This is a genomic window from Burkholderia sp. 10_S31, assembly GCF_056930375.1.
Map to the genome: position 1 here is coordinate 118,306 of NZ_JBXOWK010000003.1, position 14,887 is coordinate 133,192.

The window sequence follows — 14,887 nt, forward strand, 5'->3', positions numbered from 1 at the left end:
AAGGCATTTATAATCAGCCCTCGGCAGAAACCCCACCTGAATACCAACCAAGGGAAAGCTGCATGGGCCAAACCGCACTTTATAAGACGTTGCGTCTAGGCGACGCGCAATACAATCGTCTTGTCAAACTCGACACGCCGCTCGGCGTCGACTGGTTATTGCCGCTCTATGTGAAAGGCACCGCCCGGCTCGGTCGCGATTACGAATTCGTGATTGATGCCGTTTCACCACGCGGTAGCCAGATTGAACTGAGTGCGCTGCTTGCCAAGCCGGTTACGCTCTGGATTCAGCAGACGGACGGCTCATACATGCCGATCCATGGCTACGTTCACCGGTTCAGCCGGCTGGGAGCGGATGGCCCGTTGACTTTTTACAAGCTGGCGTTCTCGTCCTGGCTCTATTTCTTGCGCCTACGCCGCGACATGCGTGACTGGCAGGAGCAGAGCGGCGAGCAGATTCTGACCGACGTCTTCAACGAGCACCCGCAAGCACGGGGCGCGTTCCGCATCGATCTGCACAAGCCGCTGCCGTCCTATTCCAATCGCGTGCAGTGGGAATACGACCTGAATTTCGTCTATCGCAGCATGGAGGAGGTCGGCGTATTTCCGTACTTCGAGCAAGCCGAAAATGGTCGATCGCACACGATGGTGTTGACGGACGACGTTTATTTCGTCCCTCAACTGAAACAACCCGTTGTCGAGTTCGGTCCTACGGAAATCAGTGGGGAACTGGACGGGTTCGCGCAGTGGAAGGAGCAGCTTCAGATCGACAGTGCGCAGCTGACGTCGCGCTCGTTCGACTATAAGCGGCCCGATCTCCCTCGGCAGGTGCAGGGCGTAACGGACGTGAACGGCGAGTTGCCGACCGATGGGGAAATCTACGACTACCCCGGCGCGTACATGTGGTCGGACCGCGAACAAGGTGAGCGTCTTGCCCAGGTTCGGCTTGAAGAGCGCAAATCGCGGATGAAACGTTTTCACGGGATTGGCGGCTTGCGCTGCGCGATGCCGGGGCGGCGCTTCGAACTTCGCGGTCATCCGGTGCATGACGCGGGTAGCCAACCGGATCGCGAATTTGTTCTGCTCGGGGTTGACTGGCTGATTTGCAACAACCTGCCTGGTCTGGACGAGGCGGATCAATTTCCCGACGGGCTGGCTGCGGAAGTTGCGCAAGCGAAAGCTGGCGCGACGGTTCGCCACGCAGACGGCAGCGAAGGTTTCTTTCAGGTGGTGGTCGAAGCGCAGCCGCGCAACGTCCCGTTCCGTAGCCCGTTCGAACATAAGAAGCCGGTCATGCAATTGCAGAATGCGATCGTTGCCGGGCCGAGCGGGGAAGAGGTGTACACCGACTCACTGAACCGGGTGAAGGTGTGGTTCCACTGGAACCGCCGCAATGGCCAGGACGAACGTGCATCGTGCTGGGTGCGCCCGACGTTCCTGGATGCAGGCTCGAATCGTGGCGGGATTCAGCCGCTGCGCAAGGGCGACGAAGTGGTCGTCGGTTTCATGGAAGGTGACTGTGACCGGCCTGTCATTATCGCGAGAATGTACGGGGGGGCTACGCAGCCGGTGTGGCACACGAACGGCTTGTTGTCCGGTCAACGCTCGCGTGAGTACGGCGGCACTGGCTACAACCAGCTCGTAATGGACGACTCGACGCAGCAGAATCGGGTTCATCTTTACTCGAGCAGCTATCAGTCCCACTTGCACCTGGGGTACCTGATCCAGCAGACCGACAATACGCGTGGTGCTTTCCTTGGAAGCGGCTTTGACCTCAAATCAGATGCCTACGGCGCCATCCGGGCGGGGCAGGGCTTGTTCGTATCTACCCATCCGACAGCAACGAACCAACCATTGAACGTAACGGCTGCGTCCGAGCAGTTAGCCAGTGCGGAAACCGTTGTGGATTTGACGTCGCAGGCGAGCTCGGCGAATCAGGCCGAAAGTTTGCAGGAAGGGCAGGACGCACTCAAGAAGTTCACCGACGCGACGCACTATAGCGTGAGCGGCGGCGCCGGCAGCGGCGGCCGGACTGCGGGCGGCGGCACGGGTAACGCGAACGGCTTCTCGACACCGATCATGCTGATGGCGAGTCCTGCGGGCTTGGGGCTGTCGACTCAGGATTCAGCGCAACTGACGGCCAATCAGCAAGTCAATATCGTGAGCGGCAAGAGCACGCACGTGGCCGCCGGCAAATCGCTGATCGTAAGTGTAATGGAGAAGATTAGCCTGTTCGCGCAGAACGCAGGGATCAAGCTCTTTGCGTCCAAGGGCAAGGTCGAAATTCAGGCGCAGAGCGACGAGATGAAGCTCGCCGCGCTTAACGACGTGACGATCACGAGTTCGAATGGGAAAGTCGTCATTTCGGCGGAGAAGGAGATCTGGATCGGTGCAGGCGGTTCGTACATCAAGATCACACCTGATCTGATCGAGAACGGAACGAGCGGCCAGATTCTCGAAAAATGTGCGAGTTGGGACAAACCGGGCGCGTCGTCAATGCGCCTACCTTCACCGATTGCGAGCGTGCCGAAGGGGTGTTCGTGGAAGACGGCATCGGCGTCCGCAGATAGCGCTTCGAGCGTTGTACTGGAGTAGTGGATATGGAAGACTCAGACGCGCTCGGTGTGGATGAGGGGCCGGAGGCCATTGCGATAGACGCTACCGTCAGCAACTTGCGCACATATTTCAGCAAGCAGCCCAAGATGCACTGCTATCTCGTCGTCGATCCGAGTCAGCGAGATTTCACGAATGATGACGAGGGAGCTGAGCGGTTCCATGAGTTGAAGCGTGCGATCGTCGAGGTGATGCACGACGCGTTTCCTGACAATCACCGGCCATATCTTGTCGAGTTGGATCTTAATACTCCCGAAGGGGCAGGAGTGCTTGCGGAGAGTGTGAGGATTGCCTTCGCGGATCGTCGCCCTATGTCAATGGCCGAAGGACTGGGACAGCGCGTCGGTGGATGGCTGGCCAGTGAGGCGTCGTTAGACGAGGTCGCCGGGCATTGGGGACGCCACGTTTTGCAGTACAACGAGGAGGGGTTACCGTGTGTGCTGCGCTTCTACGATACGCGAGCCCTTAGTTTGATCTGGCCAGTGCTCTCCGAAGAACAACAGCAGACGCTACTGGGGCCGGTAAGGGTATGGCATGCGCTCGACGCGTGCACTAAACCTCGCACGTACAGTGTGTCGGCAGGGTCGCGTGCGGATCTTTCGTTGACGACTGAGCAGTGGCAGCAGATTCATCGTCACGGATTGGTCAATAGAGCGCTTGCGTTGTATGCCATGAAGGCTGATCGTCAGCCGGAACCCTCCGAAATTGCTGCGGCAGTCGCTGCCGCTGAGCGTGCCGAGCACTATGGACTGTTCGACCGGGACGATCGCGTGGCATTCGTTGAAAGTGCTCTGGGATGGCACCCCCAGTTCGACCTACATCCGAAGGTGCTGCAGCTTTTGGGCGCAAGAGCGCCAGACACGTTTTATACGGCAGCAGTTGTTGCTGCACTGACAAAAGAGGACGTCGCGGAGATTCGAGACGGCGCTTGGTACGATCGATTGAGCACTTCGTCGTCTCGTTGATTGGTGTTGGCAAAATTGCCTGAATTCAATACGAAGAGAGCGTATGGCAGCAAATAACCAGAAATGTGCCAACTGTGAGAAGACTGGGTTGCCGATCTTGCCGGTACGGTACACAGTCTTGCCCAAAACGGTAAAGGCCAAGATGCCCGCCGGCATCGTTGGCGACCGTGTCACCAATGTCAGCCTCTCCGAGCATCAATACGGTCTGCGGACCTTGCGCGATGGTTGGCTCTATCTTTTCTACGAAGTGGGTGCACGTGGTCCCAATTACTGGGAAGTGTACAAGGTGACTGAAGACGGTCGGTTATGGAAGCAGTCGCGACCGCTGCCGTCGGTTCCGACGACCCATCCGAATTGTGCGCAGTGTGCCATCGCCGTACCGATGGATGTCATTGCGATCGAGCAACCCGAACTGTGTACGGGGAAGGTCTATATCGCGTTCTCGCAACTTGCGTGGCATCCGCGAACGTTTGATAAATACGAGATTTACGTAGACTTGCGTAAACAACGTATGCAATGGATCGAACCGTCAAAATGGATCACTACCGGAAAGGACGGGACAGGTCACGCGGTCGTTGCAACGGAATCGTCAGTTAACGACGTACTCGAGTACATGCCGGGCCTGGATGCAAAGCAGTTGGACGTGTTGGACGACAAGCAGCGCTTTACTTCAGACGATGGTAGCTATCGAGAGGATCTGCTTGCCCGTGAGGTGTCGCGTTATCCTTTGAATATTCGACAGGCATCGCCAGCATCGGCGAGCCAGGCGCTTTTGAAAATGATGGGCCACATTGGAAAAACGGATGCGGGTGGAAGCGGGGCTACTCCGCCGACCTATCCCCCAATGTTGCTCGCTTTGTGGGATGCGGTCGGCAACGTTCACGAACTGAACGGCTTTCGCAACGACCCGGTGTCCTGGCTCGACCGATATGGGTCGCAGCAGGAACTCGGCATGAAAGTGATGGCTCTGAACGACATCGACACGGCCAAGCGTATCGTCGATTCGCGTACAAAACAGAATCTCGCAACGCAGGAGGCCATGGCGAAAGAGGCGCATGCCATGACTCCGCTCGGCTCGGCGACGGCCCGCGCGGGTTTGGCGGCGCAACGCACCAGAGCACTGGCGGGCGCGGATGCTGCACGTGCCCAAGAGGTCAATGCGTACTATGATGATCTCGACTGGATGGCTGCCAATAACATCCCGGGGAGCTATCAGACGCGTCTTATCCAGATTGGACGATTTAGTCGCGCGGGCAGCGCAAGTTCAAGTGCGCCTTACCTTGGTAAGTACCGCGATGAGATCATGAACGAAGCGCGTGAGTATGCGAAAGCGCAACCCGGCTTCCATGATCGTAATCTAGACAGAATGCAGAAGTCCGAATGGTCTCGGTACGAAGCCAGACTTCAGCGCAAGCAGATCGAGGATTTCCGCAAGCCATACAAGAAATTGCAGAACGCGGTGTTCCAGTTGCAGGACACACGCAGCAATGATGTTGGAAAATGGCTGCGAGCACCGCTTCTTGCGGATACGCTGGAGGACTATTACTGCGACGATCTCAGCGACAGCTTCGAATTCGAGGTTGTCGTTGCAATGGCAATCGACGGGCTGGGATCAACGCCCAAAGGAGTTGCGATTCTTGATGATCTGATTGGCCGTTGGAAGCCGACGGACAAGGAAAGCATCGTTTGGCGGGCAGTTGCCATGAATCATCCTGCGGGGCGCGAGGAACTTGAGAAATTTCTCGCCAGCGCATTGGAGCACAAGGATAAGCCGCTAGAGGACGATGGTGTCAAATACGTCGTAACGGCGGTGAAGTACATTGGCAAACTGGTTGATTATTACAAGAAATATTCAAAGTTGGCGCTCGAAACAAACCCAGCGAAGATCTCGTACTTAGGGGCAACGTACAAAGAGCAAGGGCGTGACGTATTACTCATGGCTATTGGTGATCGGGTTTTCGAAAAACTCCGAATCAATAAGTTGGGGGACTTCGTCGGGGAGAAGATTGTTCAGACGCTGTTTCTCCAGCGAGCGGGTGTCCCGGTCGAGGATGCACTGGCACTTGTCCGCAAGCAGGCTCAGTATGACAAGGTGAGCCGAAGCGAAATCTTGCAGCGTTTTCGCACAGCACGAACCGTGTTGGCAGGGTCGACAAAGGCTGGGCCTAACCCGACCACCGAGTTGTATGAGGTATGGGAAAAGTTGAAGGCGGACAAGGACGCGAACGCGATGAAGGAGCTTCGCCTCGGTCGTATCGCGGTGATTGCTGCGCTATGCGAGTTGGTTAACTTCTGGCATCTGCTGTCGGAAGCCAAGGACGAAGATACCAACGCCAAGTTGATCAAGTCTGGCGCATCACTCAGTGCTTCGATCATCACAATCACGATGACTCCGTATTATGGGACGCTGAAGAAGGCTGTTCGGACGATGAGTTGGAAGATGGTGGGTGGCTTTTTGTCGGGGGCAGGGGCATTTGCTGCAGCGTGGTTGGACTATGGGGCGACTCAAAAAAAGCTGAAGAGTGGCCAGTACGACGTAATGTGGATCCTGGTCGCCAAAACGCTGCTAGGGGCTGCGTCCGGTACGGCCTTCGTTATCGATGCCATCAGTACTGCGGCACCATTATTTAAGAAGTTGGCAGTTCGCTCAGGGAATAGAGTTGTCATCATGGCGGTCGAGGCCGTTGCATCGCGGGTGGCAATGGTTGCATCGCTTCGAGTGGTAAGCATGTTGATTACATGGGAAGCGACGATTGCGGTATTTTCACTTCAAGTGCTCGCCGACGTCCTAACCCCGAACGAGTTGGAGTCGTGGTGTTCTCGCTGTGCATTTGGTACCGGGAAAGAGGCCATCCTTCGAGTGAAAGATCATGGCGTTGAAAAATACACAGATATGGAACAGCAGGAAAAAGACTTTGATAAGGCAATGACGGAGATGGCATGAGTTCTGAGCGAGAATATGCGGTTCAGGCGCTGCGAGGCACGATCAGTAACCTTAAATGCCGGCGTCGCCAGCAGGACTTCGTTTTAAGTGAAGCTCAGCATGCCTACATGCAAGCGACGGCTGCTGGCGCAGCGTTGGCGGGCATGGGTGCTTCTGCAATTGGGTTAATTCAATCGTCTGCGAATTCGGAGGAGGAAGCGGACTGGGTGGAATTTGAACTCGACGGCAAGCAAATCGAGGGATGGCTCTGGAAGATGCCGATGACAAATGGTGACGAGGTTGAAATTGTTGCCGAATCGAGGCCGCGTGATCGGTACTTTGCCTATTCGATCCGAAGAGTCGAGGACGATACGGTTGCGGTGTACCCGCATGCGACGAGAGGAAGGACGGCCCTTTATCGATGGCTGATGAAGATCATGCTGTGGTTTTTTGTGCCGATCTACGCCCTAATGTGCTTCATGCTGTCACGTGATTCAGGTGGTATCGACAGGGAGACTCTCGTGATAGTTCTCGGCGGGGCGGGTGCCTTCTCTCTATTGATATTCTGGATTTTATTCCACCGTGCTTATCTGAAGATGAAGCACTTTGCCAAATTGGCCGAAGTAATTTTCTCGTGCTACGGCTGGAGCGACGTCCGTAGGATTAATCTCGTGCGTTCGTCGAAGGAGATGAGACCAGAGAATCGAGATCTCGAATATGGCATTCACTATTTTCGCTATCGTTCGTAAGGCATTTTACGATGATGAATCTCATCCGCGTCGGTGATGATACCGACCATGGCGGCAAGGTGATCACCGGTTCGTCGACGATGCGTTTCGACGGTCGCTTCGTTGCTCGCAGGGGGGATGAGGTAACTTGCCCCCAACATCCGGACGTCAAACCGAATTTGATCGAAGAGGGCGATGAATCGATGACAGATAACGGTATTCCGATTGCTCGGCACGGTCACCGGGCGACCTGCGGTTGCCACCTCATTTCGAGCCTTACCTAATCTTAATCTACACGAGTTGTAGGGTGACTCGATCGTCGCGGTTTGGAGGCAGGAAAATCAGGCGAGCATGATTGTGCCAGGTCGTGGCGCGCAACGTCGAATTTCCGCGCCGGAACAGTGTTGGCAGGGGCGACAAAGGCCGGGCCTAACCCGACCACCGAGTTGTATGAGGTATGGGAAAAGTTGAAGGCGGACAAGGACGCGAATGCGATGAAGGAGCTTCGTCTCGGTCGTATCGCGGTGATTGCTGCGCTATGCGAGTTGGTGAACTTCTGGCATCTGTTGTCGGAAGCCAAGGACGAAGATACCAACGCCAAGTTGATCAAGTCTGGCGCATCACTCAGTGCGTCAATCATCACAATCACGATGACTCCGTATTACGGGACGCTGAAGAAGGCTGTTCGGACGATGAGTTGGAAGATGGTAGGTGGTTTTTTGTCGGGGGCTGGGGCATTTGCGGCGGCGTGGTTAGATGCTGGGGCAGGGAGTAAGAAAGAAAAGGCCGGCCAATATGATGTGATGGCAGTGTTATTCGTGAAGGCTGGGTTAGGGGTAGCCAGCGGCACGGCGTTCGTTATCGATGCCATTAGTACTGCAGCGCCACTGTTTAAGAAACTGGCGGCCCGTACTGGAAGCCGCGTCGTTATTATGGCGATCGAGACAGCGGCGCCGCGAGTGGTAATGATTGCATCACTGCGAGCGGTGAGCATGCTAATCACGTGGGAAGCGACGATTGGATTGTTCGCATTGCAGGTACTTGCCGATACCCTAACCCCCGATGAGTTGGAATCCTGGTGTTCTCGCTGTGCATTTGGTACCGGTAAAGAGGCTATCCTTCGAGTGAAAGATCATGGCGTCGAGAAATACACAGATATGGAACAACAGGAAAAAGACTTTGATAAGGCAATGACGGAGATGGCATGAGTTCTGAGCGAGAATATGCGGTTCAGGTGCTGCGAGGCACGATCCGTAACCTTAAGTGCCGGCGTCGCCAGCAGGATTTCGTTTTAAGTGAAGCGCAGCATGCCTACATACAAGCGACGGCTGCTGGGGCAGCGTTGGCGGGCATGGGTGCATCTGCAATTGGGTTAATTCAATCGTCTGCGAATTCGGAGGAAGAAGCGGACTGGGTGGAATTTGAACTCGACGGCAAGCAGATCGAGGGATGGCTCTGGAAAATGCCGATGAAAGACGGTGATGAGGTCGAGATCGTTGCCGAACCGAGGCCGCGTGATCGGTACTTTACCTATTCAATCCGGAGAGTTCAGGACGATATGGTGGCAGCTTAGACTCTAGTTTCAAGTGCAACACCTTGGATGAGGTAGGGTGTTGCAATGACGAAATACCAGCATCTGAGCGCCGAAGAGCGCGCGGCGATCATGATCGAGAGGACCAGAAACACGAGCGTCAGGGCGATTGCAAGGCTGCTTGGTCGCAGCGCGTCGACGATCACGCGAGAACTGGCACGCAATCGTACGGAATCGTCTCGCTGTTATGACGCCACGAGCGCGGCTAGAGCCTACCGGGCGCGCCGCGAGCGAAGTCGGCGTCCGGCGAAGCTGGCAACAGGAAGCGCGCTGTACTGGCAAGTGCATCACGACCTGGTTTATCGGCGCTGGTCGCCGCAGCAAATTGCTGCCAAACTTCGCGAGATGCATCCAGATAATCCCGAGCAACGCGTCAGTCATGAAACGATCTACGCGGCGATTTATACCCATCCCCGCGGCGGCTTGAAGCAGGCGATGATCGAGGCCCTGCGCCAGAACAAGCCGGTGCGCGGCAACGCGCGCAAGACGTTGGCCCGCAAGAGCTTTGTACCGGAAGAACTGCGCATCATCCATCGACCCGAGGCAATCGAAACGCGCCAATGGCCCGGTCATTGGGAAGGCGATCTCATCAAAGGCGCCTTCAATCGCTCCTGCGTCGGTACCTTGGTCGAGCGCAAGACCCGGTTCGTCGTGCTGTGCCGCATGGATGGGTGTACGGCCCAGGACGCACTGGAGGGGTTCACGCGCCAGATGAAGAAGCTCCCGGCCTTTCTGCGTGAGAGCCTGACGTACGATCGTGGATCGGAAATGACTTGTCATGTCGAGCTGGCTGAACGACTGAATCTGGACATCTGGTTCGCAGATCCCTACGCCCCTTGGCAACGGGGCAGCAACGAAAATACCAACGGCCTGCTGCGCCAGTTTCTGCCCAAGGGGGCCGACCTGTCAGGCGTCACCCAGATGCAATTGAACGACATTGCCAAACTGATGAACGGCCGCCCTCGCCAAACCCTCAACTGGAAAACCCCTGAAGAGGCTATGGCGATGGAATTGACTGCCGCCGGATTGGCTAAACGTTGCACTTGATTCTTGAGACCACCCAGTGTATCCGCATGCGACGAGAGGGCGATCGGCACTTTATCGCTGGCTTATGAAATTCATGTTAATCGCCTGGGGGTTTTGCAATGGTATTGTAACGGTCTTTATGTTCCGGGACCACGAGGGGATTGATTTAAGTACGCATATTCTGGTAATGACCGGTGCTTGGGGCTTTTCATTGATTGTTTTTTGGATATTATTCCACCGTGCTTATCTGAAGATGAAGCACTTCGCTAGATTGGCCGAAGTCGTTTTCTCGTGCTACGGCTGGAGCGACGTACGTAGGATTAATCTCGTACGTTCGTCGAAGCAGATGAGGCCAGAGAATCGAGATCTCGAATATGGCATTCACTATTTTCGCTATCGTTCGTAAGGCATTTTACGATGATGAATCTCATCCGCGTCGGTGATGATACCGACCATGGCGGCAAGGTGATCACCGGTTCGTCGACGATGCGTTTCGACGGTCGCTTCGTTGCTCGCAAGGGGGATGAGGTAACTTGCCCCCAACATCCGGACGTCAAACCGAATTTGATCGAAGAGGGCGATGAATCGATGACAGATAACGGTATTCCGATTGCTCGGCACGGTCACCGGGCGACCTGCGGTTGCCACCTCATTTCGAGCCTTACCTGATCGGTACGCGCTACGGCGTGACGTGAACTTCGCGGTTTGGACGCGGGAGATCACGCGAGCATGATTGTGCCTGGTCGTGGCGTGCAACGTCGAATTTCCGCGCCTGTGTTGGCTGACATCACGACAAGTTGGACAAAGCTTGTCGTCGGCGCGTGCACGGTGAAGAAGTGATCCATTACGCTGATGAACGCGTTCAAACTGACGGCGGCAAACGCTTGTTCGTTGACCGTCAACGTCACTTCCAAACCCCGAACGAAACTCGGCATTGGTTTTCCCGGAAGCCAGAGCTGTTTGGTTCGATGACTCAGATTCGTCAGTCCGTCGAGGAGTTTCGCGTGTCCCGCAGAGTGAGGGGCGAATTGGTGGAACAGGCGTTTCAGCTCCGCAAGCCCGGTGCGGGTCAATTCGATCGAGTGCGGGGCGAACTGCGTGATGAGCCGCCAAGCCGCATCGCCCTCCTTCGACAATCGCGTGACTTCCGTAGGTGCGTCCAGCATCACGATGCGCGAAACCATCGTTCCCTGCTCGTTCACAAGATCACCATCCTCGGCGCCGGACCGAATCGTGCGAGGGAAATCGCCATTCGAGCAGGTGACATCTGCCGTTATCTGTTCGATTCCGGTGTCGGCGGCCGGTCGGCCGTCGAGTCCGACCAAGCCGAGCGCGGTTTCTTTCTTTCCCGATGGCGAGGCCGCGTTATGGTGCATGAGAACCCAATAGGGGCCCGCTGGTTTGCCGGAACTGCCGTGCATGAGCGACGTGAACGGATGAATAATGTTCGTTCTGGAACTGCCTGTCGTGGCACGAACCGACTCGACAGACCAAACTTCGACACGCGCAACGCCCGTATTCTGGGATTGCACGGGGTACGTGTTCGTGATCGGACTCCGCTTGAGTGGCAGCGACGAAAGCCGGAACAGATTGACGATCGGTGTGCAAAAGAGCCTCAGATTGTCCGCCGACAGATTCTTTAGTCGTTGTGCCGTCCACGAATCTGGATGAACGCCGCAAATGGCGAGATGCACGGTAAGTTGCTGGCTGGAGCCTGCCGTATGCGCGAGCGCGGCGAGATCGACGTCGACGAAATCGAATTTCTTGGGGAACGCAAAATATTCGCTCAGTAGCCGCAGGGCTGGTGGACCGTCGTCTTCGTCGAGAAGCTTCTCGGCCTCATCGTAGCCGGCGGCGGCGAGTGGCGGTGTGATCAGCGTTGACCAGCGACGTTCGGCGTTTTCGACGAAGGCGGCTACCGTATGCATCGTCATCGTGTCCATTGCCGCGCCGACGACTTCGCGAGGGCCGCTGACATGGATGCGCAACGGGCTGGGGACGGTTTCGATGCGAAAGTCTGGGCGGGCAACCGTAAAAGTGATGGAAAGCAGGCCGGTTGTGCCGGCGGGCAGGACGACGTCGGCGGGAACGGCAGTTGCCGGAGCGTAGCGTGCAGTCGAAATCCGCACTGGAGCTAGCGTTACGTCATATACGGTTCGGAAAAGGCAGTCTTCCGTTTTGCTCGCCAGTTCCGTGCCGCGGGCAATGAGCGATGGCTCAGTGAGCTTTTCGAACATGTCTGAGACATCGAACTGGGCGATTGCACACGCAGGAACCGTTCGGAGATACTGGGGATACAGCATGCCGAGGAGGGCCTCGGCGAATTCCGGATAGTTGTCGTCGAGCCGGCTTCCTATATCAGCAGCGAGGAGAGCGAACGACTGCAGCATCCGTTCGACGTGGGGATCTTCGGAGCGGTCGCCGGAAATCCCCAGGCGAACAGCAATTTTGGGATAGCGTGTCGCAAAGATCGCAACTGACCGGCGCAGCAGTGAAAGTTCTCGTTCGTAGTGCGGAAGCAGATGATCCATTGCGTGAAATAATGAACCGGCCGGACAGTAAAACGCCAAGTCTTCCTCTGGCGCGGTTGCGCTGAATGTGTCGGGCACGCCAACGTTTGACGTTGCTATGATAACCGCTTAACTGGGAGGGCCTGTACGTCGATCGTCTCGGAGGCCCGCTGGACCCCGCGATCAGCGGGACCGGAGCGTCTTGTACCGCCCACAACGTATCTTTGTCGCACATGCCAGTTCAGCAAGACGAATCGCATCCGGTATTGGGTCGTAGTCGCGCTTTGCGCAATGCAGCCGAAAAGCATGGCCTGATTTGCCTGGATTTGACCTATCGAGGACTGAGGGAAAAACACCGATTCGCGTGCGAATATGGTCACGTAACCCGTATCAGCCCGCGCAACTTGATCCGTCAGCGAGAACTCGGTTGCCGGGAGTGTACGCAGATTGCGGCGACGGAACGCATGCACCATCTCGCGAAGAAAGCCGATTCGATCTGCCTGAACGTAAAGTGGCGAGGCACGGCTGCACAATACCGTTTCCGCTGCAATGCCGGACATACTTGGTCATGCCTCGGTCAGTCTCTACTGCGCGGGGCAGGGTGTACGGTCTGTGCTGCGCTGAATGGTCAGTTGGCGGGGGCACCGCTCCTGAATGGCCTCAAGCGATTGCAAGATGCCGCCGCGCAGCATGGAGGCGTTTGTCTGTCGAGGCGATACCAGGGCGTGCAGGCCGACTATAAGTTTCGCTGTGCTCAAGGGCATACGTGGCAGACCAAAGGGGCGACCGTTCTCTATCATCATTCGTGGTGCGCGCGATGTGCTCGCGACAGGAAGTACTTCTTGCCGGACGGGCTCGAGCGATTGCGGGCGCTGGCCGCGCAGCGCGGTGGGCGCTGTTTGTCAAAGTCGTTCGGGGGCGCTGCGGCGAAGCACCAATTTGAATGTGCGAACGGCCATCGATGGGAGGCCACGGCCGGAGCACTGCTTTATAGTGGGAGTTGGTGTCGTCGCTGCGCGTACGATCGCCGTCGTTCGTCAGATGGGCTGGCACGGTTGTATGCCGCTGCGCAGACACACGGCGGGCGATGCCTGGCTGATCGCTATGACGGCGTACTTGCGCAATACACCTTTGAGTGTGCAGAAGGTCACAGATGGCAGACGGCAGGTGGCCGAGTATTGCGGGGAAGCTGGTGCAGGCAGTGCGCAAACGCGTATGTCGGTGACGTCCTCCGACATTCGGACGGACTGGCGATGCTCCAGGCTAAAGCGATGGCCAATGGCGGTGAATGTCTGGATGAGCTGTATCTGGGAACGCATCATCCTCATCGGTTTCGTTGCAGTGAAGGCCACGAGTGGGCGGTAAAGGCCGGGAATGTGCTGCGAGGGAGTTGGTGTGCGCGCTGCGGCATTGAGCGGCAGCGCTTGACGATTGAAGATGCGCGAAGGGTTGCTCATGAACGTGGAGGTGCATGCTTGTCGGACGAGTACCTCAACGCGCGCAGCCGGCTCACATGGCAATGCCATCGCGGTCACGTCTGGCAGGCTAATTTCGACAACGTCAAGAACAAGGGCAAGTGGTGCCCGGATTGCAGAAACTTGAACCAGATTACAAACGCGAAATCGAAGGCGGGACGGCGTTATGAGCCGAAAGGTTGATAGCACGGTATCGAGGTATCGCATGATTGGCGTGGGCAGTGCGAGGGCGGGAGATAACGGATGAGAAGAAATACGATGGGGCGAGGTAGCCGCTCGGCGTTAACAAAAGAGATGCTGCAGCCGCACCATATCTGACAAGGGGTTACGAGATTTCGTCTCGTAACCCCTTTTCGTTTTCGCCTTCATGCGGCCGCCACGTAACCCGTTTGAGGGGCCGGCCATCATGACGCCAATATGCGCGTGCCTTGGAAGTAACGGCTAGGCACCAGGCAGCATTTGTCGTATCGGTGTGGCCGAAACGGCATGGCGGCAGCGACATTGCGAGCGTTCTGCGCAAAGGGGGTAGATAGCATCACATCTACCTGAGTAACCCCGCATGCGCGCGACTGACAGGCAGCATCTCCCGCTGCCCACGCACGCGAATCCGCAGCCTTCCCGGCAAATCGTGCTCGACACGATCGTTCGCTGCGTACACAACGATCACGCCGCGATGCACCTGCGCGAATCGCTTCGGATCGAGCCGCTGCGTCAGCGCCTTCAACGGCGTACGAATCACGAGCCGTTCGCCGGACGTGACGATTTCCGTGTACATCTCCGACGCTTGGAAATACGGCACATCGTCGACCGATACGAGTCGCGTCGCATCTTCCACACTCACAGTCAGCCATCGACGCGAGGCGCCACCGGTCCGCGAATTACGGCCGCCCGTCGCAAGCCGTGCCGTTTGCCGGCGCGGCGCATGTCCACTCCGATCAGGCGAATCGACCATGACGCTCGGGCGCGCGGTCAACGTGGTCGTGCGCTAGATGCGTCATGCGAACGCGGCGGGAGACGGCTTACCGTATTCGGTCGATCCGCGATGACGGTGGGAAAC

At 56.8% G+C, this 14,887-nt stretch carries 13 protein-coding genes; 11 read left to right on the forward strand and 2 right to left on the reverse strand.

Annotated features, from left to right (window positions below; all coding sequences use genetic code 11):
• The first annotated feature begins 62 nt into the window (after positions 1-62).
• The 10 genes from AC1Z3W_RS20545 to AC1Z3W_RS20590 all read left to right on the forward strand — a co-directional run bounded on the left by AC1Z3W_RS20545 (position 63) and on the right by AC1Z3W_RS20590 (position 10,514).
• The gene (locus tag AC1Z3W_RS20545) at positions 63-2,594 is read left to right on the forward strand and encodes a type VI secretion system Vgr family protein (protein ID WP_175826102.1); all 2,532 of its coding nucleotides are present in this window, start codon (positions 63-65) and stop codon (positions 2,592-2,594) included.
• Positions 2,595-2,599: 5 nt separating this feature from the next.
• A complete protein-coding gene (locus tag AC1Z3W_RS20550) occupies positions 2,600-3,577 on the forward strand; it encodes a DUF4123 domain-containing protein (protein WP_483508369.1) in 978 nt (325 codons plus the stop codon).
• A 43-nt stretch (positions 3,578-3,620) separates the two neighbouring features.
• Positions 3,621-6,521, forward strand: coding sequence for a T6SS effector BTH_I2691 family protein (locus tag AC1Z3W_RS20555; RefSeq protein ID WP_483508371.1), 2,901 nt, complete (start codon positions 3,621-3,623; stop codon positions 6,519-6,521).
• The gene (locus AC1Z3W_RS20560; protein WP_175826099.1) at positions 6,518-7,249 is read left to right on the forward strand and encodes a putative type VI secretion system effector; all 732 of its coding nucleotides are present in this window, start codon (positions 6,518-6,520) and stop codon (positions 7,247-7,249) included. Before AC1Z3W_RS20555 ends, AC1Z3W_RS20560 begins: the two co-directional genes overlap by 4 nt.
• A gap of 11 nt (positions 7,250-7,260) precedes the next feature.
• Positions 7,261-7,512 carry a PAAR domain-containing protein gene (locus AC1Z3W_RS20565; protein ID WP_175826098.1) on the forward strand — a complete coding sequence of 84 codons (252 nt, stop codon included), beginning with the start codon at positions 7,261-7,263 and terminating at the stop codon, positions 7,510-7,512.
• Between the two features lie 117 nt (positions 7,513-7,629).
• Positions 7,630-8,436 (forward strand): T6SS effector BTH_I2691 family protein, encoded by an 807-nt coding sequence (locus AC1Z3W_RS20570; protein ID WP_483509574.1) that lies wholly within the window; start codon positions 7,630-7,632, stop codon positions 8,434-8,436.
• The gene (locus tag AC1Z3W_RS20575; protein WP_483508372.1) at positions 8,433-8,801 is read left to right on the forward strand and encodes a putative type VI secretion system effector; all 369 of its coding nucleotides are present in this window, start codon (positions 8,433-8,435) and stop codon (positions 8,799-8,801) included. Before AC1Z3W_RS20570 ends, AC1Z3W_RS20575 begins: the two co-directional genes overlap by 4 nt.
• Before the next feature lie 45 nt (positions 8,802-8,846).
• Positions 8,847-9,866 (forward strand): IS30 family transposase, encoded by a 1,020-nt coding sequence (locus AC1Z3W_RS20580; protein ID WP_483507661.1) that lies wholly within the window; start codon positions 8,847-8,849, stop codon positions 9,864-9,866.
• A gap of 16 nt (positions 9,867-9,882) precedes the next feature.
• Positions 9,883-10,251, forward strand: a complete 369-nt coding sequence (locus AC1Z3W_RS20585) for a putative type VI secretion system effector (RefSeq protein WP_483508373.1) — start codon at positions 9,883-9,885, stop codon at positions 10,249-10,251.
• 11 nt (positions 10,252-10,262) lie between these two features.
• Positions 10,263-10,514, forward strand: a complete 252-nt coding sequence (locus AC1Z3W_RS20590; protein WP_483508374.1) for a PAAR domain-containing protein — start codon at positions 10,263-10,265, stop codon at positions 10,512-10,514.
• Positions 10,515-10,564: 50 nt separating this feature from the next.
• On the opposite strand, the gene tssF is transcribed toward AC1Z3W_RS20590, so the two are convergent.
• Positions 10,565-12,376 (reverse strand): type VI secretion system baseplate subunit TssF, encoded by a 1,812-nt coding sequence (tssF, locus tag AC1Z3W_RS20595; protein WP_483508375.1) that lies wholly within the window; start codon positions 12,374-12,376, stop codon positions 10,565-10,567.
• A gap of 1,232 nt (positions 12,377-13,608) precedes the next feature.
• Between tssF and AC1Z3W_RS20600 the strand changes: the two genes are divergently transcribed.
• Positions 13,609-14,013 (forward strand): hypothetical protein, encoded by a 405-nt coding sequence (locus tag AC1Z3W_RS20600; protein WP_483508376.1) that lies wholly within the window; start codon positions 13,609-13,611, stop codon positions 14,011-14,013.
• Positions 14,014-14,371: 358 nt separating this feature from the next.
• Here the strand turns inward: AC1Z3W_RS20600 and AC1Z3W_RS20605 are convergent, their stop codons facing one another.
• Positions 14,372-14,671: a LytR/AlgR family response regulator transcription factor gene (locus AC1Z3W_RS20605; protein ID WP_260428371.1), complete on the reverse strand. Its 300-nt coding sequence runs from the start codon at positions 14,669-14,671 to the stop codon at positions 14,372-14,374.
• Between the last annotated feature and the right edge of the window lie 216 nt (positions 14,672-14,887).